The organism is Bacillus cereus group sp. MYBK245-2, from assembly GCF_051916145.1.
Lineage (GTDB): Bacteria > Bacillota > Bacilli > Bacillales > Bacillaceae_G > Bacillus_A > Bacillus_A pacificus.
Genome location: NZ_JBQAGB010000001.1, coordinates 695046 through 721420 on the forward strand (window position 1 = coordinate 695046; position 26375 = coordinate 721420).

Consider the following 26375-nt stretch of genomic DNA (forward strand, 5'->3'; position numbering starts at 1 on the left):
TGTTACGCCCTTTTTTGTTTTGATGGAATCATTGTATGAATACGGTCTACAACAGCATCTGTCGTTAAACCGATTTCTTCTAATAATTTTGTTACACTACCGTGCTCTATGAAACGATCTGGAATACCCATTCGTTCAACTAACGCACTATGGTACCCGTTCTCAGACGCAAATTCAACTACTCCTGTTCCAAAACCACCAATTAAGCAAGCTTCTTCAATCGTTAAAATTGGTATATTTTTTCCTAAGAGATCATGTAAATATGCTTCATCCATTGGTTTAATGAAGCGAGCGTTCACTACTTTCACTGAAACTCCAGCCTTTTCAAGACGCTCAGCCGCTTCCATTGCCATTGGTATTGTCGTACCAAATGTTAAAATAGCTGCTTGTGTACCTTCTTTTAACGTTTCCCATGAACCGATTGGAATCGCCTTTAATTCTTCATCCATATGAACGCCAAGTCCATTACCTCGCGCATAACGTAATGCGATTGGTCCATCTTCATATTGCATTGCCGTGTATACTAAATGTTGCCCTTCATTTTCATCTTTTGGCATCATAAGTACCATATTCGGCAAGTGGCGTAAGAATGAAATATCAAATACACCTTGATGCGTTTCACCATCTGCTCCTACTAAACCAGAGCGATCGATTCCGATGAAAACATTTAAATTTTGGCGGCATATATCATGAACAACTTGGTCATATGCTCTTTGTAAAAATGTTGAATAAATCGCTAAGAATGGTTTCATACCTTGCGTTGCCATACCCGCTGCCATTGTTGTAGCATGCTGTTCTGCAATACCTACATCAATCATACGATCTGGGAATTCTTTTTGGAATTTCTCAAGTTTCGATCCAACAGGCATTGCAGGTGTAATTGCAACGATACGCTCATCCGTTCTCGCTAACTTAAGTACTGTTTCACTAACAACAGCACTCCATGCTGGTGCAACTTCTTTCGGTTTAACGAAGTCACCTGATTCAATTTTATAAGGTCCTGTTCCATGCCAAGTGCCAATAACATCACTCTCTGCTGGTTTGTAACCTTTTCCTTTTTTCGTAATAACATGAACAAGCACTGGGCCTTTTGTTTTCTTTGCATATTGCAACGTTTCGAATAACTTTTCATAATCATGTCCATCGACTGGACCTAAATATGTAAAGCCTAACTCTTCGAAAAAGACACCGGATACTAGTAAATATTTAAGACTATCTTTTATTTTCTCTGCTGTCGCAGCAACTTTCCCACCGACAGCTGGGATTTTCTTCAAAATATACTCTAGCTCGTCTTTTACCCAATGGTATTTTCCTGCGGTACGTAGACGTCCAAGCACATTATGAAGCGCACCAACGTTTGGCGCAATTGACATTTCATTATCATTCAAAATAACAATCATGTCTGTTTTTTCATGTCCAATATGGTTCAATGCCTCTAAAGCCATTCCGCCCGTTAAAGCACCATCACCAATGATTGGTATAACATATTCTTTCGTTTTCTTTAAATCACGTGCTAGAGCCATTCCCATTGCAGCAGATAATGATGTCGAGCTATGGCCAGTTTCCCATACATCGTGCTCACTCTCACAACGTTTTGGGAAACCACATAGACCTTGATATTGCCTTAATGTGCCGAATTCTTTTGCACGTCCAGTTAAAATTTTATGTACATAGGATTGATGTCCTACATCCCATAAAAATTTATCTTTCGGACTATCAAATAATTTATGCAGAGCAATTGTGAGTTCTACTACACCTAAATTAGGCGCAATATGTCCACCTGTTTGAGAGAGCTCTTCAATTAAAAACTTACGAATATCCTCACTCAATCCCTCTAGTTCACTGATAGACATATCTTTCAAAAAACTAGGGTTTTGAATTTGCGTTAGATCCACATGGATCACTCACTTTCATTTCATAATCTGTCAACATGTCAAATATTATAAAAAACATTTACACAAAACAAGAAATTCTCTTTTTTTATTTTTCACCTTGTCCTGCTATTAACCAGTCTATTGCGCCCTAATCTTATTATAAACCATATTTCTTTAGGCGATGAAAAAAATAGCCGCTAACACGAAGTGATAACGGCAATGTAATCTACATATATTTTTGCCAATAACAAGAAAAGAAAAACCTTTTCCTACATTTATATCATAAAATGATGAATGACTCAACAAATGAAAACGCTGTTATATTAGTTATTACGTTTTGCAATCAAATCGCAAATAGATAGTAAATATTCATCTTGTAATTGCAAGGAACTAATAGCATCTTTTGCTTTTGCAATCGTTTCTTCTAAAATATCCTTTGCTCTATCTACAGTAAATAACGTCGTATATGTGCTCTTTTCGTTGGAAACATCACTACCAATCGGTTTTCCAATCTCTTCTTCGGTTCCTTCCACATCTAAAATATCATCTCGAATTTGGAAAGCTAGGCCGATATATTTTGCAAACTCAAGTAATTTTTCTTCCTGTTCTTCTGTGGCATTAGAAAGTATCGACCCTGCAAGTACAGCGAATTCAAGTAGTTTCCCAGTCTTATGCTTATGAATATACTCTAGCTCATCGATCGTAAGCTGTTTCCCTTCCGCTTCCATATCTGCTACTTGTCCGCCAACCATTCCCTCTGGCCCTGCCGCCTTTGCAAGCTCAAGAACAAGTCTTACTTTTTTCTCAGCAGAGATTTCCTTTTGTTCATATGCCATAATAACTTGAAAAGCATATGTCAACAAACCATCTCCTGCTAAAACTGCCATCGCTTCACCAAATACTTTATGATTTGTGGGCTTCCCTCTTCTTAAATCATCATCATCCATACAAGGTAAATCATCATGAACTAACGAGTATGTATGTATCATTTCAAGAGCACAAGCTGCACCTACACCAAGATTTTTTTCTTTACCAAACGCTTGTAATGTTGCAAATAAAAGTAACGGGCGGAGACGCTTTCCACCCGCTTCCAAAGAATATGCCATCGCTTCACGAAGTACATTTGGACATTGTAATTCATTTGCATAGCTTACAAGCTTCTCTTCTACGAAAGTTTTACTTTCTTTCAAAAAAGTATCAAAAGCAATTGTCACTATGCTTCATCTCCTAAAGCAGTAAACGGTTCAAGCTCTCCATCTTCCCCAAGAATAACTGCCATTTGTTCTTGTACGTTCTTCAACTTCTCATCACAAAGCTTAGATAATTCCATACCCTCTTTAAAATAAGAAATTGCTTCTTCTAAAGGTACGTCACCTTGCTCTAACTTAGAAACGAGGTGCTCAAGTTGCGAAATTGCCTCTTCAAAGCTTAATTTATTTTCCATTATTCAATTCACGCTCCTCTATTCCTGATACGCTACAATCTAGTATTCCATCTTGTAATTGAACTGAAACAGCATCTCCAAGGCTAACATCTTTCACACTTTTTAACACTTGCTTCTCTTCATCATATACAAGCCCGTACCCTCTCATCATTACTTTAAGCGGACTTAGCGCTTCAAGTTTTTGAGCAGCTCTTACAAAGGCAAATTCTTTCGTTTGGAGTAACGTTTGCATTTCACGTTGCAATTGCTTTTGCAATGTTTCAACTGCTACCTTCGTTTGCATAATTTTTTGAGATGGGTGGTGCTTCTCTAAATAAAATGAAAGCTGTTTTAACTGATTTACCTTTTTATCAATATAGCGCTCTTTCGCTAACACAAGCTGTTCTAACGCTCTATCCAATTGTTCTTCTTTTTGCTCATATACTTGTCTTGGATAACGGAACGCATAAGATTTTTGCAATACTTGTAGTTTTTCTTCTTTTTTATGTACTAACTCTCTCATTGCTCTTTGCAACCTTAGAGTTCTTTGTAATACCTTTTCTTGTAACTCGATAATATTAGGCGCTGCCAGCTCAGCCGCTGCAGTTGGTGTTGGTGCTCTTAAATCGGCAACAAAATCCGCAATTGTAAAGTCTGTTTCATGTCCTACTGCTGAAATAATAGGGATCTCACTCTTGAAAATAGCTCTTGCAACCATTTCTTCGTTAAACGCCCACAATTCCTCAATAGAACCTCCACCGCGCCCAACGATTAGGACATCTATCCCTTCCATTTCATTCGCTGTACGGATCGCTTGTACAATTGAGGGAGCTGCTGACTCCCCCTGTACAAGTACTGGAAACACAATAACATTTCCAATTGGATAACGACGTTTAATCGTTGTTATAATATCACGAATCGCTGCTCCTGTTGGTGACGTAATCACACCTATTGTTTTCGCATAAGGAGGGATTGTTTTTTTATAAACTTGAGAAAACAATCCTTCTTCCTCTAAACGAACCTTTAATTGTTCGTAAGCTAAATGCAGGTTTCCGACTCCGTCAGGCTGCATGTCTTGAATATAAATTTGATAAGAACCACTCGCCTCGTAAACAGAAATTTTCCCTTTCACGAGTACCTTCATCCCATTTTCAGGTCTGAATTTAATATTACGATTATGACCCGCAAACATAACCGCTGCGATTCTTGCATTTTCATCTTTCAATGTAAAATACATGTGGCCACGGCTATGATTTTTAAAGTTGGAAATTTCACCTTTTAACCAAACAGACTGTAAATGCGGATCATATTCTATTTTTGTTTTTATATAGCGTGTTAACGCTGTAACGGTTAAATATTGTTTCTCCATTTCTCTCTCCTCATAGCCGACTCAAATTATTTACAAACGACACCTGCACGCTTAGCCGATTCAACAGTATTATGAAGAAGCATTGTGATCGTCATTGGACCAACACCCTTTGGAACAGGTGTAATGTAACCTGCAACATCTAACACGTTGTCAAAGTCAACATCACCACAAAGTTTTCCTGTTTCTAAACGGTTTACACCAACGTCAATTACAACCGCTCCTTCTTTCAGATAATCAGCTGTTACCATTTTAGGTCGTCCTACTGCTACGATTAAAATATCAGCTAGCTTCGTTAACTCTTTCATATTTTGCGTCTTTGAATGACAGTATGTGACAGTTGCATTTTCATTTAAGAACAATTGTCCCACTGGCTTGCCGACAATATTACTTCTTCCAATTACTACAACATGTTTTCCCGAGATATCAAGATTTGTTTCTTTTACTAACTCTACAATACCATGCGGTGTACATGGAAGGAATGTATCTTGTCCCGTCATCATACGTCCCACGCTGATTGGGTGAAATCCATCTACATCTTTTTCTGGTGAAATTCTTTCAATGATAGCTTTTTCTTCAATATGTTTTGGTAAAGGTAATTGCACTAATATGCCATTAATGCGGTCATCTCCATTTAAGCGATCGATTTCAGCAAGCAAACGCTCCTCCGTAATTGTTTCAGGAAATTCAATTAGCTCTGAATAGATTCCTACTTGTTCACAGCCCTTTTCTTTTCCTTTTACATAAGAACGAGATGCTGGATCTTCTCCAACTAAAATAACTGCTAATCCTGGTACAATCCCTTGCTCTTTCAACTTCACAACTTCTTCTGTTAATTGTGCTCGTTTTTTCTCCGCAACTTCATTTCCTTTGATGATTACTGCTACCATTTTAAGATTCCCCCTTAAAGAAATTACAGTGTATCTTTTATATTAGATAAAACGCCGTTAATAAAACGACGAGATTCCTCATCCCCAAATGTTTTAGCAATTTCAATTGCCTCGTTAATTGTTACGTTGTGCGGAATTTCTTCCATATATTTCATTTCATACACAGCTACACGTAAAATACTGCGATCAACAATACTAATACGCTCAAGCTTCCATTTTTTTAAGTTTTGACGAATCGCTTCATCAATTACTTCTTTATTTTCTACAAAACCTACTACAAGTGATTCTAGAAACTCATTTGTTTCTTCACCTTCATCTAGCGTGTTTTCCACCGCTACTTTCGGTTCTAATTCACCTGTAATATCCATTTGATATAATGCTTGCATAGCTCTTTCTCTAGCCGTCCTACGTTTCATTGTAACTCTCCTTTATGCTTCAAGTCTTTCCTTATGCTTTGTTATATTATTATAATTTATAAGCCGTCAATTCACTTACTCTTACAGTTTTCATTGATTTTCCAACCTTATAATACAATGATAATAACACAATTTATCGTTTCACACACGGGTTACAAGGCTGAAAAATAATAAAAAGATTAACTTCAAGTTCCATATCTTATCACAATGTACGTTTTTTGGTAAAACGAAACATTTTCTTTTTTATTTCTCATTTTTTGAAATAGTATAATAATTAGAGGGTTGTAATTTGTGAAGAAACGAAACGATAAAAAAGATGCCTATGTTACTAGGCACCTTTTTCATTCTTACACTGGTTCGATTTCTGTTTTTTGTGTTTCGAATGTTACGCCAACGATGTGAACATTCACTTCTTTTGGCTCAAGCCCTGTCATTGTAAAGAGTGCTTGGCGGATGTTGTCTTGAATCTTTTGTGCAACAACTGGAATTGCTACGCCAAAATACATCACAACATAAAGGTCAACGATAATATCTTCGTTTGCTAATTCAACCTTTACACCTTTACCATGATTTTTCTTACCTAACTTCTCAACAACATCTGTAGCAAAATTACCACGCATTGCCGCTACGCCTTCTACCTCAGCAGCTGCAATACCTGCGATTACTTCAATTACTTCTGGTGCAATTTCTACTTTACCAAGAGTTGTATCTTGACCCATATCTAACATATGTTCAGCCATGAAAAAAACCTCCTTTAATGTATCACTGCGTCACAAGTTCATGCTCTTCCAAAAATTTCGTATTAAACTCACCTTTTACAAAATCAGGATGATCTAACAATTGCAAATGGAACGGGATTGTTGTATGTACGCCTTCAACGACAAACTCACTGAGTGCACGCTTCATTTTTGCAATTGCCTCTTCACGTGTTTTTCCGTGAACAATTAATTTAGCAACCATCGAATCATAGAAAGGTGGGATTGAATATCCCGGATATACAGCTGAATCGACGCGAATACCAAATCCGCCTGGTGGTAAGTACATTTCTACTTTACCTGGAGATGGCATAAATTTTTTGGCAGGGTTTTCCGCATTAATTCGGCATTCAATTGCCCAACCATTAAATTGTACTTCTTCTTGCTGTAACGATAACTTTTCTCCAGAAGCAACAAGAATTTGTTCTTTAATTAAGTCTACCCCTGTTACCATTTCAGTAACTGGATGCTCAACTTGGATTCTCGTATTCATCTCCATGAAATAAAAGCTTTTCGTTTTATATTCATAAATAAACTCAACCGTACCAGCACCTGTATAATCAACCGCTACCGCCGCTTTAACTGCCGCCTCACCCATCTGCTTACGCACATTTTCATCAAGTGCTGGTGATGGACTTTCTTCTAGTAGTTTTTGCAAGCGGCGCTGAATTGTACAATCACGCTCTCCTAAATGAATGGCATTTCCGTGTGTATCTGCCATTATTTGAATCTCAACATGGCGGAAATCTTCAACGTACTTTTCTAAGTATACACCAGGGTTCCCAAAAGCGGTACTAGCTTCTTGCTGTGTAATTTGAATTCCTTTTACAAGCTCTTCTTCATGGCGCGCAACACGAATACCTTTTCCGCCGCCACCTGCAGTCGCTTTAATAATAACAGGATACCCAATTTGATTCGCAAGTTCGATCGCTTCTTCGGTATTTTTAATAATTCCTTGTGAACCTGGTACAATCGGAACCCCTGCTTCTTTCATTGTATCACGAGCAACGTCTTTTGTGCCCATCTTTGAAATAGCTTCTGGACTTGGACCGATAAAAATTAAGTTACACTCACGGCATAACTCTGCAAAATCTGCATTCTCTGCTAAAAATCCGTATCCCGGATGAATTGCATCGCAGCCTGTTAACTTCGCAACACTAATAATGTTCGTCAAATTTAAATAGCTTTCTTTCGAAATCGTTGGTCCTACACAATACGCCTCATCAGCAATTTGTACGTGAAGTGACTCTTTATCTGCTTCTGAATAAATTGCGACTGTTTCAATATCCATTTCTTTACAAGCACGAATAATTCGTACAGCAATTTCCCCACGATTGGCTATTAATACTTTTTTTATCATCACAAAGACTCCCTTATTACGCTTTTACAAGAAATAGCGGTTGTCCATACTCAACAAGCTGTCCGTTATTAACAAGAATCTCAACAATTTCTCCATCTACATCTGCATCGATTTCGTTAAATAACTTCATAGCCTCGACAATACATACGATAGAATCTTTCGATACTCTATCCCCTACACTTACATATGGAGGCGTATCAGGAGAAGAAGAAGAATAGAATGTACCTACCATTGGTGATGTAATTTTATGTAGGTTTTCATTCTGAACAGCTTTTTTCTCTTCTTGTTTTGGCACTTCCACTTGTGCTGCCGCTACTGTTGTTTCAACTTCAACAGGTGCTACTGGTTGCACGGCTTGTTTTGCTACAGGTGCTTGCACCGCAACAACTTCATTACCACGCTTTTTCATTTTGATTGTCGTACCATCTTTTTTGTATTCAAATTCATCAATATTAGAGCTATCAATTAATTTAATTAATTCACGAACTTCTTGAATTTTAAACATGTAAAATCCACTCCCATACTCTTGTTTGTCCCGTTTTTACAGATTTCTCGTCACTAAAAACTAGATTGACTGTAAAAATACGATGTACTCTATTAGATCCTGCATTTCATTTACTAATAGAAATAGTTACTATTTCCATCTTACGATAAATTTTTTAAACATTCCAATTTATATTTCTTTATAATAAATCGAAATTCCTGTAAAAATGTTATCCCATTAAAAACTTAATACCTAGTAATAATACCAAGTTTCACATGAAATTGGCAAGACCACTTCCTAAAAAACATCCACTACTTATTCAAAACTGTACACAGTAACCCCCCACTCCCTCTCTACTCTTCGCCACATCTATAGTCAATAACGTATTTTTACCAAATATTATTTTTTTGTTTACACGTCGTTCATCATTCCTTCATATAAGAATAGTATGTTCAAAGTGTAGAAAATATATTGTATCGAGGTGTGGACATATGATATGGCTCATTCTCTTCTTACCTGCCGTAATGGTCTGGGCATTCGTTCTCTTCATCCACGTCAAATCCGGAAAAAGTAATCACCGCTACCATGAACCACTAATCTTTTACTCACAACGTATTTCTCCGTTCCGAGTTGAACATAGTAAAAACAATTACAAAGACGAAACAGAAAAAAGCTATCGAAAATGATAGCTTTTTTTCTATTATTATTTTTACCCCACTGATTAAAATTTCACTTTATCTAACTATTTTCAAACAATCCGAGTCTTAAAAACGAATAATCCGCGGAGGATTTCCCCACGGATTATTCGTTTTATTTTGTTGGTGGATCAAATTTTACACCTACATCTTTTGATCCGCCTTCACTTCTTACAAGTTGTATAATTTTATTCGCTTCTTTTTGTGAATGTTTTGCTGCTTTTACAGTCACTTTAATGTCAGTTCCATCAGCTCTTACAAGGGCATCTTTATATCCACCTTGAGATTTAATTACTGTCTCAAGTAATTCTTGCTTCGTTTCCATTGTCGTAATGGCATCAAAATTTTCTTTCGCTTTATTTTTTTCTGTTGCTGAAGCTTTTGTTGAACTCATCACTTCTTGTAATTTTGCTTTTTGTTCACTTCGCTGATCTTCCATTTGCATACGTAATGCTGTGAAATTTTCATCACTTGATTGAACTGTTACGTTAGCTTCTTTTTTGCTTGTTTCTTTTGTAGCACTCTCTTTTTTATCTGTTTCTTTGTTTGTTTCTTTATTTGATGTTTCCTTGCTTGTATTCTCTTTTTTTGGCGTTTCTTTAGGTGCTTCATTTGTTACTGCTTTATCAGTACCTTGTTTTTCTTGTCCAATCTTTTCACCTGTTGCCGGCGATGCTGTATTCATTTTTTCTGGAGTTGTTACGTAATACACAGATAGTACAACAACTAAACTCAACATCGTTAATAGCCAAACCGTTTGTTTTTTTAACACTTTATTTCCTCCCTATCAATTTTTCGGTGATACTGAAACGCGATGGGCTGGTACATCTAGCAGCCGTATGACAGCTTCTTTTACCATCGCTTTAACTTGTATATTATCCACTCCCTTTGCTACGACAAGAACACCTCGCACTTTCGGTTTCTCTGTTCGTAAAACAACGGGAGTTTCTTTATCCCCTTCACGTATAATGACTGTCTTTTCATCAAGAGACTCATCTTCTACTTCCCTCTTGCCACCTGTTTTATCTGTTTCACCTGTTGTTTGTGAACGTTTCACTGTATTTTTTTCTAATATTTTTTCCTCTGATGAGTCCAAATTCACATTAATCGTTACATCTTTTACTCCTGCTATTTCTTCTAAGGCTGCTTTTAATTCTTGCTCATACGCTTTTTCATATTTTTCTACATTTGACATATTATCATTATTTTTTTGTCCAAAAGTTGGTACGTCTTTTTCTTGGTTTTGAGTTTTTTGTTCTTTAAATACAGGTACTTCTTCTTTTTTACTTGAAAAAAAACTACTAGAAAACATAAGCAACATTCCAAGTATGAGTAGGACAAGTAAGAACTTAGGTGTTACCTTTTTTCCCTTCTCATTACTTTCTTTTTCATCTCCATTCAATAAGTTTCGAAAAAATGAGAACTTCGAATTTTTATCTTTATTGTCCATTTACTCTACCTGTCCTCCCTTCCATTTGAACTTGGATTTGTTTATTCTCTAGTTGCCACCTGCTTGAAAAGAAGTCTTTCATTTCTCCATTCATTTCCTCTACTTTTTTCGGTGGTTCTTTCGTGTTAATTTCAACTGGTTTTACTGTTTCGATTGCATCATTTTTACTACGCTCTTTTTCTTTCAACGTCACAACAACAGATTGAATATCTTTCGCTGACTTTACTTCCGCTGTACTTTCCGCTGCGACTATTTGTATTTCAGAGACTGACATACCATACTGTTTCTCAAACTCTTTTCCTACTTCTTTTTTCATTTTGGTAGCCATCTCTTCTAAACTATATGCACGTGTTAGAGCTTGTATTTCTTTTTTCTTCGAATCTATTGAATTTTTTACAGATCCTTCTGCTACGTACTTCCCTTCATTAAAATTTGCGATTACTTCATTTACATCTGTTTGCAATAGTTTAAATAGAGGCGTTAAAATTAAAACAACTAATAATAGACTTACAACGAATTTAACGTACTTTTGCAAATTAGAATTTGGAAGAATAAGATGAAGCATTGTCGCTAAGAGTAAAAAAACGATAATATTTCTAATCCACTCTGTAACAAATTGCATACTCTTCACCTCCTACCGCATCATAAGTGTAATATTCCCCGCAGCAATAATAATTGTGATACTTAAAAAGAACATAAACGATACGATAGCTAAGCAAGCAAATACATAAATAATGCTCCGTCCAATGATATCTAAACATTGAATAATTGCTCCGCCGCCAACTGGTTGCAATACTGCTGCTGCGAACTTATAAATAAATGCAATGCAAAAAATTTGAATCGCTGGAAAAGCGACAATTAAACATAGAATGACGAGTCCGATAATTCCGACTGTGTTTTTTAATAATCCCGACGCACTAATAACTGTATCCGCCGCCTCTGTAAACATTCTTCCTACTACGGGAATAAAGTTTCCTGTTACAAATTTAGCTGTTTTCACAGCAATTCCATCAGCAACAGCTGTCGCTGTTCCTTGTACAGATAATACGCCTAAAAAAATCGTTAAAAAGATACCGATAATCCCGACGCTAACGTTTTGCAGAAGCTTGGACAATTTCGTAACTTTATATTGATCACTCATCGTACTTACAATACTTAATATCGTTGCAAGTAATAAAAGTGGTAGAACGATATAATTCATCAAAAGCCCACTCGTATTCATTAAGAAGATGATAATCGGATGAAAAAACGATACGGATACAACACCACCGCCTGTCGCTATGAGTGCAAGCAAGATAGGCAATAACGCTAATATGAAATCTACCATTGTTTGTATCGTTTCTCTTGCATATGTCATAACGACATAAAAGCTATTTAAAGCGAAAATAATCAGTACCATATATACAACTGCATCGGCTATTTTGCTTACGCTACTCTTTGAAAATGCAGATTGCAGTGATTGCAACAATGCACTAAAAATTGTGAGCATAATGAGCGTTCCGAGTAGTTTCCCATTTGCAACAAGTTCGTGAAATAAGTACTTTAATAAACCTAGCATCCACTCTTTTATAGAGATTTCTTTTTCTCCCTTTACAAACTCCATAAAGCTACCTTTTTGACTCTCTGGTAAGTAACCTCCATATTTTGTAACAAGCCCGTCCCAAAATTGCTTCACATCTTCAATTCCGAGCTTATCCAATTGTTGATCAACGACGTTTGTCTCTACAGGAGAAGCTTGTACAACAACCGGTAAAGAAAAGAAAAGGAAGCAAGCAAATAGCAGCTTAGCTCCAAACCCCCTCAACATTCACTCCCCCTTATCCCGTCGGTAAAAATCCGAGAATAGTTTCAATTACAACCGTCAAAATAGGGATTGCCATAACGAGAATTAAAATCTTTCCAGCTAATTCAATTTTCGAAGCGATTGCCCCCTGCCCTGCATCCTTTGTAATTTGCGCTCCAAACTCAGCGATATAAGCAATCCCAATAATTTTTAGCAACGTTTCTACATATACGTTGCTAACTTTCGCTTCACTCGCTACTCTCTCAATCATTTGTAAAATAGCGTGAATTTGATCAATTAAAAGAAGGAACATTACGCTACCTACGAACACAATAAATAATGACGTAATGCTAGATTTATGCTGATTCAATACAGCTGCTAAAAACGTAGCAACGAGGCCTAATCCGACAATTTGTATAATTTCGATTCGAACCGCCCCCTTTACTGGAAGAGAAAGACACTTTTAATCTTGTCGAATAGTGTATTAATTAAAAATGCGACATGAAATAAAATAACGACAAAACCGACGAGGATAACCCAATTTGCAATATCCTCACGCTTTAATTCTTTTAGTACAGTATGAATGAAAGCTAAAACAATGCCGATTCCGGCGATTTGAAATATTAATCCAACATCAATGGACATCGCCTTTCTCCCCCCTATAGCAGTAAAATTACGATAAGTAGCCCCGCTAGTACTCCTAAGCTCTTAATCATCTTTTCATATTGCAGCTGTAATGCTTTCGCTTCTTCTTCTTCTCTCTCTAAATGTGTAATACATAACCGAATATGTTTTTGTTGTGATTCACGATCATGTTGTCCGAGCGTTTCACCAAATTGCTGCAAAATCTCATACTCAGTTTGTTGAAATGCTGTTAGCTTCCAATTTTCTTTCAAACTATCTATCCAAGCTTCTCTAACTGTTTGTTCTCCACTTTCTAGCCTGCTAGCGAAACTTTGAAATATCCAATTTAACGGCTTCGGCATTTGTTTCACTAATCGCTCAGCGGCTTCAGACAATGGTGTATGCCCATACATAATTTCTGCCTCTAATGATTGCAGTGCCGCTTTTAATAATCTAAGTTGCCTCGGTCTCTCACTGTATCTTTTGGCGTATGAAAACCCGAAAAAGGTGCTGACCGCAACGATTAACACTGCACCAAATATTTTCACCATACGCCCTCAGCCTTTCTATGAGGTAATACCGGTTTTCCATATTTATCTTTCACTTGCATAACTGTTCCTGGCCCTCTTGCTTTTGACAATTCCACAAACCTATCAAAAATGCCGAGCTCTAGCACTGCCTTTAATGATGGGCGTTTCACAACATCATCATAGGAAAATCCATGTGCACTTATAAAAAGCTGAACCCCTGCATGTACAGCCTCCATAATTGCTTCACTATCTTCTTTACGACCAATTTCATCCACAATTAATATATCTGGGCTCATAGAACGGATCATCATCATCATTCCTTCAGCTTTTGGACATGCATCTAACACATCTACTCGTGTGCCAAAGTCATATTGCGGGATGCCTTTCACACAGCCAGCAATTTCTGACCGTTCATCAACAATCCCGACTTTACAAGAAGGAATTTTCGAAGTACTTACACCTTGACTCATGCAACGCGCTACATCTCTTAAAAGTGTTGTTTTTCCCGTTTGTGGCGGGCCAATTACCATCGTGTTTAACCATCGTGATTCATACAAATACGGTAAAAGTGGTTCAGCAATGCCTATTTTTTGACGAGCAATACGAATATTAAAAGAAGAGACATCTCGAATCATTTTCACTGTGCTTTTTTCTGTAATAACTTTTCCTGCTAAGCCTATTCTATGCCCACCTCGGAGTGTCACATACCCACGCTTTAATTCTTCTTCCATTGTATAAATTGAGAAGTGACTTAACTTATTCAATAAGTAAATAGCATCCTCTGCTGTAACGATATAGTCATAAAAAAACACTTCACCTTGAGCAATACACTCTAGCGGTCTTCCAATTCGAACACGGATTTCCTCTAGAGCATCGTACTGCTTACAATTTTCCACTAACTGCTTCATCGTTTTTGGTAAAACTTCTAATACTTCTTTCATCATCTTCGCCCCACTATACTCGACTTACTTATTTCAACAACGCGATAAAAATACAGCCAATTCCAAGCGCTAGAAAAAAGAGTTTCAAGAAAGAGATCTCACTTGCCACACTCGCTATGCCTATTGTCATTGTTAAAATTAATACGGTCGGTCCAACAAACGCCAACATACCATTTATAAACAATGCTTTCTTCGCATCATTCACATAAAGCATAAGCAAAGCGGCGAATATTTCCGCGCTACCTGAAAACAACCGAAGCAGCCCCATTACAAGCACAGATGTTTCCATTGCCGCTAGCCACTGTTTCATTCTCCCACCTTCTCCCATAACGGTTACTAGTGCTGCACTCCAAAAAAGAATATATTTGTACAACCATATGCAGAGGTTGTCTATTTCAGAATTAAAAACATAATTTTTATCTACCGCCTATAATAATTTGAATATTCTTAATAATTATGGTATTTTATGGTATATTTATTGAAAAGGAGGGAAAATAATGCAACGAGTTACTTTATTACCACTCGATTTCCGGTATGCAAATGTGATTTTCAAGCTATCAAGTGATCCACATGTAAAAAACGCATTAGGAATAAAAGTAGAAACAATCGAAGACACGAAAGCATTCCTTCTTTTCGCCATAGAAGAAGAACGCCAAAAGAAGTCTTTATCGAGAGTGATTGTAAATGAAGAGAATGAAATAATTGGTCTCACCACACTTAAACATATTAATTACGAGAAGAAACAATCTCACATTGGTAGTTGGCTCGGCTATCCGTACTGAGGAAAAGGATATAATGAGGCTGCTAAAAAAGAAATTTTTAAGATTGCTTTTTTAGACTTACAACTTTCCTACGTATTTGCTGGTGCTAAAACGAATAATATTCGCTCGTTAAAAGCACAAGAAAAACTCCCTTATATTTCATTGCATGTGGAAGATACGTTCCCTGATGAACATTCTGCCTTAGAGAATGAAGTAAAATCTTCTTGTGTACTACATGTTGTGTCACGTGAGAACTTTCTCAATTGGCTAGACCTACAAAAGGAGGAGGAAAAATATGAAGATATTGAAAATTAGTTTAACCGTTGTAGTAGAAGTAGCTCTTATTTATCTTTTTTCATTATTGGTCGGTTGGTCATTTATGGAGGCCTTTTTTCTTGGTAGTTTAGCGATATTCGGGGCAATCTGGCTCATTGCTTTAAATATAAATCAAAATAACAACATTGATCACACTATATATAAAACAGGTACGGTAAAACCTTTTCAAATGACATGGGGTCCTTACACAACAGGCGCTGCTAGTCTTACGGCTTTCAGTTTTATAATAACCACTATTCATTATCTGCCCTATTTTCTATAAAAAAAGCACTCGTGATAATCACGAGTGCTTTTCTACTATGCACGAGAAACGTATTTACCTTCACCAGTGTTGATGATAAGTGTTTCTCCTTCGTTAATGAAGATTGGTACTTGTACAACAAGGCCAGTTTCTAATGTAGCTGGTTTTGTTACGTTAGAAGCAGTATCACCTTTAATACCTGGCTCTGTTTCTGTAACTTGTAATTCAACTGTGTTTGGAAGTTCAACACCAAGTACTTCGCCTTGGTAAGTCATAATAGATACTTCCATGTTTTCTTTTAGGAATTTAAGCTCGCGCTCGATTTGTTTTTCACCAAGTTCGATTTGCTCATAAGTTCCGTTATCCATAAATACGTGAGCCTCACCGCTTGCGTATAAATATTGCATACGACGGTTTTCGATGTGTGCTTTTTCTACTTTCTCACCTGCACGGAATGTTTTCTCTTGAACAGAACCTGTGCGAAGGTTACGTAGTTTAGAACGAACGAATGCAGCACCTTTACCTGGCTTTACGTGCTGGAAATCAAGTACTTGCCAAAGGCCATTATCCACTGCAATTGTTAAACCTGTACGAAAATCGTTTACTGAAATCATGTAAAAAAATCCTCCTGTATGTTACAAAATAATAAGTTCTTTTGGTGATTTCGTAATTACTTCATTACCTTCACTTGTTACAATGATATCATCTTCAATACGTACGCCGCCAATACCTGGAATATAAATACCTGGTTCTACTGTTACAGCCATACCTGGTTCAAGTACTGTATCAGAACGGAATGCTAAACCTGGTGCTTCATGGATTTCAAGACCGATTCCATGACCAGTAGAATGTCCGAAGTATTCACCGTATCCTTTTTCCGTTATGTAATCGCGCGTTAACGCATCCGCTTCACGGCCAGTTAAACCAGCTTTAATACCGTTCACACCACGTAATTGTGCTTCTAAAACGATATTATAAATTTCTTTCAATTTATCAGATGGTTCACCAACTGCTATCGTACGAGTAATATCAGAGCAATATCCTTTGTAATAAGCGCCGAAGTCTAATGTAACGAAATCTCCTGTTTCTATCACTTTTTCAGATGCCACGCCGTGCGGTAATGCCGAACGAAGACCTGAAGCAACGATAATATCAAACGAAGAAGATGTTGCTCCTTGTTTTCTCATGAAAAATTCAAGTTCATTTGACACTTCAATTTCAGATACTCCCGGGCGAATGAATGATAGAATATGTTCAAAGGCAGCATCTGCAATCTGTGCAGCTTCCTTTAATATCTTAATCTCTGAATCAGTCTTTATCAAGCGTAACTTTTCTACAAGCCCAGAAGTTGGGATAAATTCAGCATCGATTGCTTCTTTATGCGCTGAATAAGAACTATATGTAAGAGTATCTTGCTCAAAGCCAAGCTTTTGAATTCCTAATTCTTTCACTTGCTTTGCAACTTCATCAATGATTAGTCCTGCATGCTGTACAATCTCGTATCCAACCGCTTGTTTAGTAGCTTGCTCTACGTAACGGAAATCTGTAATAAATTGAGCACGGTTTTTCGAAAGGAGTACAACACCAGCTGTTCCTGTGAAGTTAGCCATATATCTACGACTATGTTCATTTGTTAACAAAATACCGTCAATACCAGCCTCATCAAATGCACTTCTTAATCTTTCGATTTTCTCCATTACTTTATGCCTCCCTCAATTTCTCCATTAATGCAAATAACGCTAACTTATAGCCATAAAAACCAAATCCAACAATTTGTCCCGCACAAACAGCTGCCGTCACAGATTCGTGACGGAACGACTCACGCTGGTGAATGTTAGAAATATGTACTTCAATAACAGGAATCGAAATGCTTGCAATTGCATCTCGAATCGCATAGCTATAATGCGTAAATGCTCCAGGATTTAAAATGATCCCTTCATATATATCTTCCGCCTCATGAATACGATCGATAATCGCACCTTCATGATTCGATTGGAAACATTCTAACTCTACTCCCATTGTTTCTGCTTCTTGCTTCATATCTGCTTCAAGTGTCGCTAGCGTGCCCTTTCCATATACATTTACCTCTCTGACACCGAGGCGATTTAGGTTAGGACCGTTTACGAGGAGTACCTTTTTCATATGCTTAAAACTCCTTAATATTAAATGTCTATATAACATTTTAACATAGGAGTTACTTGTTTGAATAGTTTGTCTTCTCTTCCCCTTCTCGCTCGGCTTTATTGGTATTTACTGCGTAAGAAACAGAGTATGCTATAAACACACCATACAATATAAAGATGCATATTGTCGTCACAATTGTTTCTTTCGGTAAATGGAGTGCACTTTTAATAGCAGGTGCTATTAACCCTACTCCGAAAAATAGTAACGCCCACCAAAATAGACCATAAATCATCCCTGGAAGAATCCCTTCAAACTTTGCCAAAAACGCTTTATACAAAAAGGCAATTAAAATCGAAAGTAGTCCCATACAAACAATTCCTGACACATTTCCCCATACCCCTTCTTTCCAGCTTCCAAAGGCAAATGGTAAAAGTAAATAGTTCGGCCCCGCTTCTGTAAATGAAAATATATGAAGGAAATACCATATCCCTCCCCAAAACAGTCCACCAAATAAACCAATTTGTACAAAATTCCTTGTTCCTAATTGTTCTTGACTCACATCGACACCTCCGCTCAATAGTATGCCCGAAACTATTTTGAACCATGTTTAAATACTGCGAAATTTGTCTATAAAAAGAATAAGAAATGTCCGACTCTCGTAACATTTTTCCTTGTCATCTACTTGTATTTGTCGATAAAATAAAGGAAACTCGGTGATTGTCTTATTTCAAAACGACAGAACCCAGTATGACAATTGCCTCTTTTTCTACATAAGAGAGAAACAAATACAGGTTGGTGTTAATAACATGGCAGAAGAGTCAAAACAAATATATGGCGGGCAAGCAGTCATAGAAGGAGTTATGTTTGGCGGTAGAGAATATACTGTTACAGCGGTTCGTCGTAAAGATAAATCGATTGAATTTTATCGATTACCACGCGTTCGTAATAAAGCATTATCTATCCTAAAAAAAATTCCATTTTTACGAGGGATTGCCGCTATTGTGGATGCAAGCGCGAACGGGGCAAAACATTTAAACTTTGCTTCAGAACGATTTGATGTTCACCCAGAAGAAGACGAACAAATTGCAAATAAAAAAGAAGAACAATCGAAGTTAACGATGGTATTAGGAGTTGCAGCTGTTGGCGTTTTATCTTTCATATTCGGTAAAGTCATTTTTACAGCAGTTCCTGCATTACTAGCTGAATTAACGAGACCGATTTTCCCATCTCATACAGGGCAAATCATTGTCGAAAGTGTCATTAAGCTCATGCTATTATTGAGCTATATATACTTTATTTCTTTAACGCCACTCATTAAGCGGGTATTTCAGTACCATGGTGCGGAGCATAAAGTAATTAATGCCTATGAGAATAATCTTTCATTGACTGTAGAAAATGTTCAAAAACAAACTCGCCTTCATTATCGTTGTGGCAGTAGCTTCATTATATTTACAGTCATTATTGGAATGTTTGTTTATTTCCTTGTCCCTACAGATCCACTTTGGGCCAGAGTGGTAAACCGAATTTTATTAATTCCAGTCGTTCTCGGCATTTCTTTTGAAGTGTTACAATTTACGAATCGATTACGCGATATTCCAGTATTACGCATACTTGGATATCCCGGATTATGGCTACAACTATTAACAACGAAAGAACCAACAGATGATCAAGTGGAAGTAGCCATTGCATCGTTTGAAGAATTATTACGTTTAGAAAACAAACAATAATTATTTAAAAATGGTGTTCAACTCCTTTCCTCATCGTTAATATACTAATTTTAATATATGTTTTTAGGAGGTGTTCCTTATGAACGGTCGTTCGTTTACTTTCGCTATATTTGTGCTTATTATCGGATTAGCAATATTCGGCCTTGTTTCATCTGTCATTACAGATCCAATGGGAGTGTTAAGAAATATTGGTATCATGTTGGCTGTCGTTGGTATCTTTTATTTACTCTACAAAATGTTTACAAACTCTAGTGGTTCTGCAAATTCGCAAAGCTCATATAAGCGTGCTGCAAAACAATCGAGCCGCAAACATGGGAAACAAAATGTAGCACCCCTAAGCAATTCTTTCTTTAAATCAAACGCTTCTAATGACAAAGGGAAAAAAGGCACTCCTTCCACTTTGAAGCGTAAAAGAAAACAATCTCATTTAACTGTCATTGAAGGTAAAAAGACAAAAAAGAAAGACCGTGCTTCCTTTTAGGAAATACGGTCTTTTTTTATACTTTGAAGCACTTCTTTCAAACTTTTATCTTTCATACTTTCAATTCGAAGGTGATGATTTTCAAAGGGTAAATTCCGTGTTACATCATTCGGTACAACAACACACGTTAACCCTGCCGCAATCGCTGCTTTCAATCCGTTTAATGAATCCTCAAATACAACAGCTTCAGACGGATCAATCCCTAACTCTTCTATTGCAATTTGATAAAGTGCTGGATCTGGTTTTACCTTTTCAACATCTTCTCTCGTTTTAATGACTTCAAAATAATCTCGAATTTGTAGCTCTTCCAAAAAAGGAATAACCCATTCTCTAGATGAACTAGAAGCTAATGCGATTTTTAATCTCATTTCTTTCGCTTCTTGTAAGTATTCTTTTACCCCGTCACGAGCTTCTGTTATTTTCATTTTCTCTTTATGTAAAGTTTTCACTTTTTCTTTTAATACATGCTTGTTAAACTTCTCTTTTAATTGCTCATTTAAATATGCATACAGTACATCATCTGTCGTTCCAATACATTTTGCAAATTCTTCTAAAGGTAACTCCCCGCCATACTCACGAACGGCGTCTCTGAAAGAGTGAAACCATATTGTTTCTGTGTCCACAATTAATCCATCAAAATCAAAAATAATTGCTTTCATAATTCTCCCATCCTTTTCAGTTGAAATAAAAAAGGAAACGACATACGTTCCCCTTAATTACTTTTCTCTTCATTTGCTTTTTGAACACCACGAAGGGTTTCCACTCGAACCTCATCTTGTTCAAAGTATTGCACTAAATCACCAATGCGGTCAATTGCTTCCCAGCTTAAATGATGTTCAATTCCTTCTACATCATTGTAAATTTTACTTTCATCCACACCGATAATACGCATAAATTGCTCTAGCAAGTCATGACGGTATACGAGACGTTCTCCGATTTTTTTACCTTTTGATGTTAATACAAGCCCTCTATATTTTTCATAAATTAGATATTCATCTTTGTCTAATTTTTGCACCATTTTTGTTACAGAGGATGGATGTACACTCAGCGCTTCAGCAATATCAGATACGCGGGCATAACCCTTTTCATCAATCAACAAATAAATTTGTTCAATATAATCTTCCATACTAGGGGTAGGCATCGGTTTCCTCCATCCAATTTCATTTTGCTCATTCCGTACGAAGCAATCAATAAAATGATACACCAGAAAGAATAACGTGACAAGTTGAAAACAAGCCTAAATATATAAAACAAAAAAGAATCTGTATTTGTATACAGACTCCTCTTAAGTAAAGTATTGTATTTCTGCATCAGGAAAAAACTCATATATATATCCTCTTATTGTTTCTTCCAATACTTCCGCATCATCTTTTTTATATACGTATTTCCCGATGCCGTATCGTCCCCATTTATATTTACGCTTCTCTTCATCCATTTCAAGCTTCGTACTCGGATAACGCTCCTGAATGACCTTTTTTGCTGGTTTTGTAAAGCGATGTTGAATTAATTCAAATGTTAAATTCGGTATGGACAAATCTTTTAGTGCATTGTACAGTCGTTCAAATAATTCACGGTATCCTTCTTCCCATCCTTCATGCATATAAAGTGGCGCAACTATAAAACCAAGTGGATAATCAGCACCTGCTACTTTACGTGCTGCTTCAATACGCTCTTCAAAGGGTGACGTCCCCGGCTCAAAATTTTTAATCACATACCGTGAATTAATACTAAACCTGAAACGAGTTTTCCCGTTATGTTTTGCATCTAACAAATGATCAACGTGCGAATATTTCGTAACGAAACGTAAACGCCCATGCTCACTTTCTCCAATAAATTCGATTGCCCGCTTTAATGCATGTGTTAAATGATCGATCCCAACGATATCTGATGTACAAGCAGCTTCAAACCTTGTTATTTCAGGTGCTCTTTCATCCATATATTGCTGTGCCTTCTCAAATATTTCATCAAGATTCACATACACGCGAACGTAAGGCTTACTCCCAAGTGTCGTTTGCAAGTAACAATAATGACAATGTCCCATACATCCTGTTGCAAGTGGAATTGCATATTCAGCTGACGGTTTTGACGTATCAAACTTTAATGTCTTCCTCACCCCAACGACAAGCGTCGCTTTTGCATTACGATACTTTTGCAAATCATTTTCACCCGGCAAATTTCGAATTTGATTATGGGATGTCGTTTCACGAATCTCTAATCCCATCTTCGTAAACTTCTCATATAGCTCTTTTCCAAGTGGATATTCAAGTGCCTTCGGTTCAAAGTAAACGAGTTTTGGCATAAATGGTTTCATACGCTTCCCTCCTCTCGTTAGTATGGGGAACATAGAAAAATTAAAACGCATTAAAGTTTTCCACCTCAGTAACTTGCGTTGCAAGTTACTGAATGTTACAATTCGGATAACAGCTACCTTGCACAGCAAGTTACCTGAGTAAAAGGTGGTGAAATCATGCACAGCCAAATGTTAAAAGGTGTACTCGAAGGCTGCATCCTATACATCATTTCACAAGAAGAAGTGTACGGATATGAACTGAGTACAAAATTAAATAAACACGGATTTACATTCGTAAGTGAAGGAAGCATATATCCGTTATTGTTACGTATGCAAAAAGAGAAATTGATTGAAGGAACATTAAAAGCCTCCTCACTTGGGCCAAAGAGAAAATATTATCACGTAACGGATAAAGGATTAGAACAGCTTGAAGAATTTAAACAAAGCTGGGGAATGGTTTCAACAACGGTGAACAATTTATTACAGGGGGAGTGATGAGGATGGAAGCGAAAGATTTAATCGAACTAAATAACGAAAAGCGTAAATTATTAACTACAGAAAATGAAACCGCCTATAGTGACATGTTAATATACATTCGCTTAGCTAAAGTACCAGAATACCACGCGGAAGAATTGCTAATCGAAATTCTCGATCACCTTATTGAAGCCCAGCAAGAAGAAAAAAGTGCTTATGACATTTTTGGCGACGACTTACAGGCATACTGTGACGAACTAATTGCTGCCCTACCGAAACAAAGCTTATGGGAACAATTATCGATTCCTTTATTTATAACTAGTTACCTGTTAGCAATATATTTTACTGTTTCTTCCGTAATTGCATTGGTATTTCCCTTATTTTCAAATGAAGGACGTTTTAAATTTGTACACATCGATTTCATTTATCTGCTTGCATTTATATTGTCCGTACATCTTATGATACGTTTTGTTTTCGATTTTATAAATACTGATTTATTTAAAAATAAAACAACTATTTGGAGGCATATTGGAGGATTTTTCATACGCCATAGCCTATGGATACTATTAATCGGTATTTCCTTTTTATTTATGAAACAGCCCTATACTACATTACAAATCTCACCTTGGATTGGCGCTTTACTGGCTATCTCTTGCTATGCACTATACAAAATCTTCTTCAAAAGAGAATATTTAGACTTTAAAAAGGAGTAACGATACGATGACCGAAAAAGAAATGGTTCAGTTAAACAATGAAAAAAGAAAGTTATTAACAGCTGAAAACGAAGCTGCTTATGGTGATATGCTTATTTATTTACGCCTTACTAGCGTTCCACAAAAACAAATGGAAGAATTACTTTTAGAAATATTGGATCATCTTTTAGAAGCGCAAGAAGACGGTAAAACTGCACATGACATTTTCGGAGAAGATTTAAAAGCGTACTGCGATGAATTAATTAAGTCTTCGGAACATCAAAATTCTTTCCAACAAGCTGCCGTTATTGGGTTTGCAGTTAGTTTATTATTAGCTGTTCAAATTGGATACGATACATTCACTACTCTTATGCAAAAATTATTTTCAAATACAAACACTTCAGGAATTCCATTTAGTATTCCTGGAACAATATTATCTGCTATTGTTTTAGCAATTGGCGCTTTCATAACTTTTTCTTTATTTAGACGTTTTTCTTTTACAATAATGGTTTCCTGGAAACAAAAAGTACTCCTCTTATTATCAGTATTTATACCTTTTATCTTATCAGTTTTTTCAAACGTATTTTTCAAAACACGACCATACTTATTTTATAATTTGTCTATTTTGCAAGGTGCCCTTGTTACACTTTCTTTTTATATTTTATACAAATTTTTATATAAAACATCTAAATTTTAACAGCCCTTCAACAGGCTGTTTTTCTTCTGTCTAATTTTACAAATTGAAAAATTTCATAAAGAAAATAAGAAAAATGCAAAATAATTAAAGTTAATTGTTGACGTGATGCTTTTATTATCGGTATCATAAATCTTCGTGAGCAATTATTTTTCGTTATACGATTTTTTTATTATTACTGAATTTTTGAGAGGAGAAATTAGATGTCAGTTAAGAAGAAAACGCAAGTACGCACCGGCAAAATGGTACGTGAACTAATGTTAGCAGACGAAGATGTAAATGCTTCGCTAATTATGGTATATAGTGAAAACGGTGTAAACGCAGAAATTAAAATCGAGGGCTTAACGCCGAAATGTAACGAAGAATTATTTTTGAGCGGAAACGTGGATTGGAACAAGAGTGTTATTTATAAAATTGTTGATTTCACTGGAAACGCTGAAGTTGGTAAAGTTACATTAACAGCGATGAACAAAAATAATGTTTCTCTAGAAATAGAACGCGTTATGTGGAGTAAAGAAAATAAAGAGGCTGCTGAACAAGAAGAAACAGTTGTAGAAGCTACTCCGAAAAAAGAAGTAATTGTAGAAGCTCCAAAAGCAGTTACACCTGCTCCAAAGCCTGTTACACGTGTGGAAACACCTGCTATAGCACCAACACCTAAGCCTACTCCGGCACCGAAGCCAGTAAGTGTAGAAGCAGCTGTGGAATTATCTACTCCAGCACCTGTGAAACGAGAAGTACCAACTCCAGTTACAAAGCAAGAGACAACGCCGGTCGCGCCTGCAAAACCGAAGCAACCTGCTTTGACTGAAACAAATTCAAAACTACAAGAAAATTATGTGAAACTCGTGAAAAAGACAATTGAAGTTTGTCAAGATTACGAGCTTGGCATCGACATAGATGATTCTATTGAAAGCTTAAAAGAAGAATTACAAAGCCAAGGTATTAGCGTTACATTTGACAAAGAAATTATGGACGTTGTCAATCGCCTTCGTTCTTTACAAGATAAAGGAATCAAAGTAGAAAAAGTACTTAATTTACTATAAAAAAAATAAGAGGTGGCAATTGCCATCTCTTATTTTTTATAATTCCACTCTTTACTTTCATACTTTTCTTTTGCTAACGTTTGCACTTCACGTAATTGTTCTTCTGTTAATTCATACGGAACAAGCTCTACATCTAATCCTTTTTCAAACCCAACCTCAAACGCTTTAATTAACTGCTCGATTGTAAACGTACGGTCTGTTAATTCATTAATTGCTACCGCTTTAGAAGAGAACATACTCTTCATACGTTCTTTCACACGTTCATTCGGGAATAAAAACAGATCATATAACTCATCTAAATCTATTTCTAATGGAATCGACCCGTGCTGTAAAATAACGCCTTTTTGACGTGTTTGCGCACTACCTGCGATTTTTCTTCCTTCTACTACAATTTCATACCAAGACGGTGCATCAAAACATACGCCTGAGCGTGGATTTTTCAAATTTTCACGATCTGCTTCTGTTTTTGGAACTGCATAATACGCTTCTAACCCTAATGCTTTAAAACCATCTAATAAACCTTGCGAAATAACACGATACGCTTCTGTAACTGTTTTTGGCATATTTGGATGATCTTCAGACACAATAACACTGTACGTTAATTCTTTATCATGTAGTACACCCCTGCCGCCTGTTTGACGACGAACGAATCCATATTTCTTTTCGTTAACTACATCCATATTAATATCTTTTTCAACACGTTGGAAATACCCGACTGTTAATGTTGGTACTTCCCATTCGTAAAAACGAATGGTTGGTGGCATTTTCTTTTCACTTTGCCAATTTAATAAACATTCATCTAACGCCATATTAAATGCCGGTGAACATTGACCAGAGTTAATATAACACCATTTTTCTTTTCCCATCCTGCACCTCATATAACCAATTATTTTTCACATTCTCTAGTCTACCAAATTC

General features: G+C 36.6%; 34 protein-coding genes and 1 pseudogene. 9 read left to right on the forward strand and 26 right to left on the reverse strand.

All coding sequences use genetic code 11. The annotated features are described in order from the left end of the window. Positions 1–2 precede the first annotated feature (2 nt). The 9 genes from dxs to accB form a co-directional block, all read right to left on the reverse strand. Positions 3–1895 (reverse strand): 1-deoxy-D-xylulose-5-phosphate synthase, encoded by a 1893-nt coding sequence (gene dxs, locus ACTFRN_RS03570; protein WP_000366448.1) that lies wholly within the window; start codon positions 1893–1895, stop codon positions 3–5. Positions 1896–2197: 302 nt separating this feature from the next. After that, complete coding sequence (gene ispA / locus ACTFRN_RS03575; protein ID WP_000150362.1) at positions 2198–3088, reverse strand: (2E,6E)-farnesyl diphosphate synthase; 891 nt, start codon at positions 3086–3088, stop codon at positions 2198–2200. Beyond that, complete coding sequence (xseB, locus tag ACTFRN_RS03580) at positions 3088–3318, reverse strand: exodeoxyribonuclease VII small subunit (protein WP_000428423.1); 231 nt, start codon at positions 3316–3318, stop codon at positions 3088–3090. Before xseB ends, ispA begins: the two co-directional genes overlap by 1 nt. Further along, positions 3308–4666: an exodeoxyribonuclease VII large subunit gene (gene xseA / locus ACTFRN_RS03585; RefSeq protein WP_000415266.1), complete on the reverse strand. Its 1359-nt coding sequence runs from the start codon at positions 4664–4666 to the stop codon at positions 3308–3310. Before xseA ends, xseB begins: the two co-directional genes overlap by 11 nt. A 26-nt stretch (positions 4667–4692) precedes the next feature. Continuing rightward, the gene (gene folD / locus ACTFRN_RS03590; protein WP_000226727.1) at positions 4693–5553 is read right to left on the reverse strand and encodes a bifunctional methylenetetrahydrofolate dehydrogenase/methenyltetrahydrofolate cyclohydrolase FolD; all 861 of its coding nucleotides are present in this window, start codon (positions 5551–5553) and stop codon (positions 4693–4695) included. 23 nt (positions 5554–5576) lie between these two features. Beyond that, entirely contained in the window at positions 5577–5969 is a 393-nt protein-coding gene (gene nusB / locus ACTFRN_RS03595; protein ID WP_000830249.1) for a N utilization substance protein NusB, read from the reverse strand. A 347-nt stretch (positions 5970–6316) separates the two neighbouring features. Then, a complete protein-coding gene (locus ACTFRN_RS03600) occupies positions 6317–6709 on the reverse strand; it encodes an Asp23/Gls24 family envelope stress response protein (protein WP_000807630.1) in 393 nt (130 codons plus the stop codon). Positions 6710–6731: 22 nt separating this feature from the next. Then, the gene (gene accC / locus ACTFRN_RS03605; protein ID WP_000592876.1) at positions 6732–8084 is read right to left on the reverse strand and encodes an acetyl-CoA carboxylase biotin carboxylase subunit; all 1353 of its coding nucleotides are present in this window, start codon (positions 8082–8084) and stop codon (positions 6732–6734) included. A 16-nt stretch (positions 8085–8100) separates the two neighbouring features. Then, entirely contained in the window at positions 8101–8589 is a 489-nt protein-coding gene (accB, locus tag ACTFRN_RS03610; protein WP_000472870.1) for an acetyl-CoA carboxylase biotin carboxyl carrier protein, read from the reverse strand. A gap of 470 nt (positions 8590–9059) precedes the next feature. Between accB and ACTFRN_RS03615 the strand changes: the two genes are divergently transcribed. Continuing rightward, positions 9060–9254, forward strand: a complete 195-nt coding sequence (locus tag ACTFRN_RS03615; RefSeq protein ID WP_033678013.1) for a hypothetical protein — start codon at positions 9060–9062, stop codon at positions 9252–9254. A 124-nt stretch (positions 9255–9378) separates the two neighbouring features. Here ACTFRN_RS03615 and ACTFRN_RS03620 read toward each other — a convergent pair whose 3' ends face one another. From ACTFRN_RS03620 to ACTFRN_RS03660, 9 genes are read right to left on the reverse strand one after another with little or no spacing between them, the layout of a single operon-like run. Next, the gene (locus ACTFRN_RS03620) at positions 9379–10035 is read right to left on the reverse strand and encodes a SpoIIIAH-like family protein (RefSeq protein ID WP_000914729.1); all 657 of its coding nucleotides are present in this window, start codon (positions 10033–10035) and stop codon (positions 9379–9381) included. Between the two features lie 15 nt (positions 10036–10050). Further along, positions 10051–10713: a stage III sporulation protein AG gene (gene spoIIIAG, locus ACTFRN_RS03625; RefSeq protein WP_000368876.1), complete on the reverse strand. Its 663-nt coding sequence runs from the start codon at positions 10711–10713 to the stop codon at positions 10051–10053. Beyond that, the gene (spoIIIAF, locus tag ACTFRN_RS03630) at positions 10703–11335 is read right to left on the reverse strand and encodes a stage III sporulation protein AF (protein ID WP_074567431.1); all 633 of its coding nucleotides are present in this window, start codon (positions 11333–11335) and stop codon (positions 10703–10705) included. Before spoIIIAF ends, spoIIIAG begins: the two co-directional genes overlap by 11 nt. A gap of 12 nt (positions 11336–11347) precedes the next feature. Continuing rightward, entirely contained in the window at positions 11348–12520 is a 1173-nt protein-coding gene (spoIIIAE, locus tag ACTFRN_RS03635; protein WP_000943695.1) for a stage III sporulation protein AE, read from the reverse strand. A 10-nt stretch (positions 12521–12530) separates the two neighbouring features. Beyond that, a complete protein-coding gene (gene spoIIIAD, locus ACTFRN_RS03640) occupies positions 12531–12914 on the reverse strand; it encodes a stage III sporulation protein AD (protein ID WP_077317075.1) in 384 nt (127 codons plus the stop codon). Positions 12915–12937: 23 nt separating this feature from the next. Beyond that, on the reverse strand, positions 12938–13141 hold the full coding sequence (gene spoIIIAC / locus ACTFRN_RS03645) for a stage III sporulation protein AC (protein ID WP_000020914.1): 204 nt from the start codon (positions 13139–13141) through the stop codon (positions 12938–12940). A 14-nt stretch (positions 13142–13155) separates the two neighbouring features. Continuing rightward, on the reverse strand, positions 13156–13671 hold the full coding sequence (spoIIIAB, locus tag ACTFRN_RS03650) for a stage III sporulation protein SpoIIIAB (RefSeq protein ID WP_000238697.1): 516 nt from the start codon (positions 13669–13671) through the stop codon (positions 13156–13158). Beyond that, positions 13665–14591: a stage III sporulation protein AA gene (gene spoIIIAA / locus ACTFRN_RS03655; RefSeq protein ID WP_000665886.1), complete on the reverse strand. Its 927-nt coding sequence runs from the start codon at positions 14589–14591 to the stop codon at positions 13665–13667. Before spoIIIAA ends, spoIIIAB begins: the two co-directional genes overlap by 7 nt. Before the next feature lie 28 nt (positions 14592–14619). After that, the gene (locus ACTFRN_RS03660) at positions 14620–14901 is read right to left on the reverse strand and encodes a YqhV family protein (RefSeq protein ID WP_000816054.1); all 282 of its coding nucleotides are present in this window, start codon (positions 14899–14901) and stop codon (positions 14620–14622) included. A gap of 187 nt (positions 14902–15088) precedes the next feature. On the opposite strand from ACTFRN_RS03660, the pseudogene ACTFRN_RS03665 reads away from it, so the two are divergent. After that, a pseudogene (locus ACTFRN_RS03665) lies at positions 15089–15667 on the forward strand (GNAT family N-acetyltransferase). After that, the gene (locus ACTFRN_RS03670; protein WP_049112501.1) at positions 15648–15950 is read left to right on the forward strand and encodes a hypothetical protein; all 303 of its coding nucleotides are present in this window, start codon (positions 15648–15650) and stop codon (positions 15948–15950) included. The pseudogene ACTFRN_RS03665 and the gene ACTFRN_RS03670 overlap by 20 nt, the downstream one beginning before the upstream one ends. A gap of 35 nt (positions 15951–15985) precedes the next feature. Here the strand turns inward: ACTFRN_RS03670 and efp are convergent, their stop codons facing one another. From efp to ACTFRN_RS03690, 4 genes are read right to left on the reverse strand one after another with little or no spacing between them, the layout of a single operon-like run. After that, positions 15986–16543 (reverse strand): elongation factor P, encoded by a 558-nt coding sequence (efp, locus tag ACTFRN_RS03675; RefSeq protein WP_000626508.1) that lies wholly within the window; start codon positions 16541–16543, stop codon positions 15986–15988. Between the two features lie 21 nt (positions 16544–16564). Then, positions 16565–17626 (reverse strand): Xaa-Pro dipeptidase, encoded by a 1062-nt coding sequence (gene pepQ, locus ACTFRN_RS03680; RefSeq protein WP_074567432.1) that lies wholly within the window; start codon positions 17624–17626, stop codon positions 16565–16567. A 4-nt stretch (positions 17627–17630) separates the two neighbouring features. Further along, on the reverse strand, positions 17631–18071 hold the full coding sequence (aroQ, locus tag ACTFRN_RS03685; protein ID WP_000757087.1) for a type II 3-dehydroquinate dehydratase: 441 nt from the start codon (positions 18069–18071) through the stop codon (positions 17631–17633). Between the two features lie 52 nt (positions 18072–18123). Further along, complete coding sequence (locus ACTFRN_RS03690; protein WP_000076898.1) at positions 18124–18612, reverse strand: YqhR family membrane protein; 489 nt, start codon at positions 18610–18612, stop codon at positions 18124–18126. A gap of 247 nt (positions 18613–18859) precedes the next feature. Here ACTFRN_RS03690 and ACTFRN_RS03695 point away from each other — a divergent pair, with 247 nt between their 5' ends. Further along, on the forward strand, positions 18860–19780 hold the full coding sequence (locus ACTFRN_RS03695; RefSeq protein WP_000807112.1) for a DUF1385 domain-containing protein: 921 nt from the start codon (positions 18860–18862) through the stop codon (positions 19778–19780). Between the two features lie 79 nt (positions 19781–19859). Next, on the forward strand, positions 19860–20261 hold the full coding sequence (locus tag ACTFRN_RS03700; RefSeq protein WP_061661232.1) for an SA1362 family protein: 402 nt from the start codon (positions 19860–19862) through the stop codon (positions 20259–20261). Here ACTFRN_RS03700 and ACTFRN_RS03705 read toward each other — a convergent pair. The 3 genes from ACTFRN_RS03705 to splB all read right to left on the reverse strand — a co-directional run bounded on the left by ACTFRN_RS03705 (position 20258) and on the right by splB (position 22572). Continuing rightward, complete coding sequence (locus tag ACTFRN_RS03705) at positions 20258–20920, reverse strand: HAD family hydrolase (RefSeq protein ID WP_124878167.1); 663 nt, start codon at positions 20918–20920, stop codon at positions 20258–20260. The genes ACTFRN_RS03700 and ACTFRN_RS03705 overlap by 4 nt on opposite strands. Positions 20921–20973: 53 nt before the next feature. Beyond that, positions 20974–21402 (reverse strand): transcriptional regulator MntR, encoded by a 429-nt coding sequence (gene mntR, locus ACTFRN_RS03710; RefSeq protein WP_001143073.1) that lies wholly within the window; start codon positions 21400–21402, stop codon positions 20974–20976. 144 nt (positions 21403–21546) lie between these two features. Next, positions 21547–22572, reverse strand: a complete 1026-nt coding sequence (gene splB / locus ACTFRN_RS03715) for a spore photoproduct lyase (protein WP_000802117.1) — start codon at positions 22570–22572, stop codon at positions 21547–21549. Positions 22573–22728: 156 nt separating this feature from the next. Between splB and ACTFRN_RS03720 the strand changes: the two genes are divergently transcribed. The 4 genes from ACTFRN_RS03720 to ACTFRN_RS03735 all read left to right on the forward strand — a co-directional run bounded on the left by ACTFRN_RS03720 (position 22729) and on the right by ACTFRN_RS03735 (position 25457). Next, the gene (locus tag ACTFRN_RS03720; RefSeq protein WP_000556083.1) at positions 22729–23046 is read left to right on the forward strand and encodes a PadR family transcriptional regulator; all 318 of its coding nucleotides are present in this window, start codon (positions 22729–22731) and stop codon (positions 23044–23046) included. A gap of 5 nt (positions 23047–23051) precedes the next feature. Beyond that, positions 23052–23738, forward strand: coding sequence for a DUF1129 family protein (locus tag ACTFRN_RS03725; RefSeq protein WP_074567444.1), 687 nt, complete (start codon positions 23052–23054; stop codon positions 23736–23738). 7 nt (positions 23739–23745) lie between these two features. Then, complete coding sequence (locus ACTFRN_RS03730; RefSeq protein WP_000136524.1) at positions 23746–24414, forward strand: DUF1129 family protein; 669 nt, start codon at positions 23746–23748, stop codon at positions 24412–24414. A 200-nt stretch (positions 24415–24614) separates the two neighbouring features. Then, positions 24615–25457: a hypothetical protein gene (locus tag ACTFRN_RS03735; protein ID WP_044793817.1), complete on the forward strand. Its 843-nt coding sequence runs from the start codon at positions 24615–24617 to the stop codon at positions 25455–25457. A 29-nt stretch (positions 25458–25486) separates the two neighbouring features. Here the strand turns inward: ACTFRN_RS03735 and ACTFRN_RS03740 are convergent, their stop codons facing one another. Then, positions 25487–26323 (reverse strand): lipoate--protein ligase family protein, encoded by an 837-nt coding sequence (locus ACTFRN_RS03740; RefSeq protein ID WP_000514083.1) that lies wholly within the window; start codon positions 26321–26323, stop codon positions 25487–25489. Positions 26324–26375: the final 52 nt, after the last annotated feature.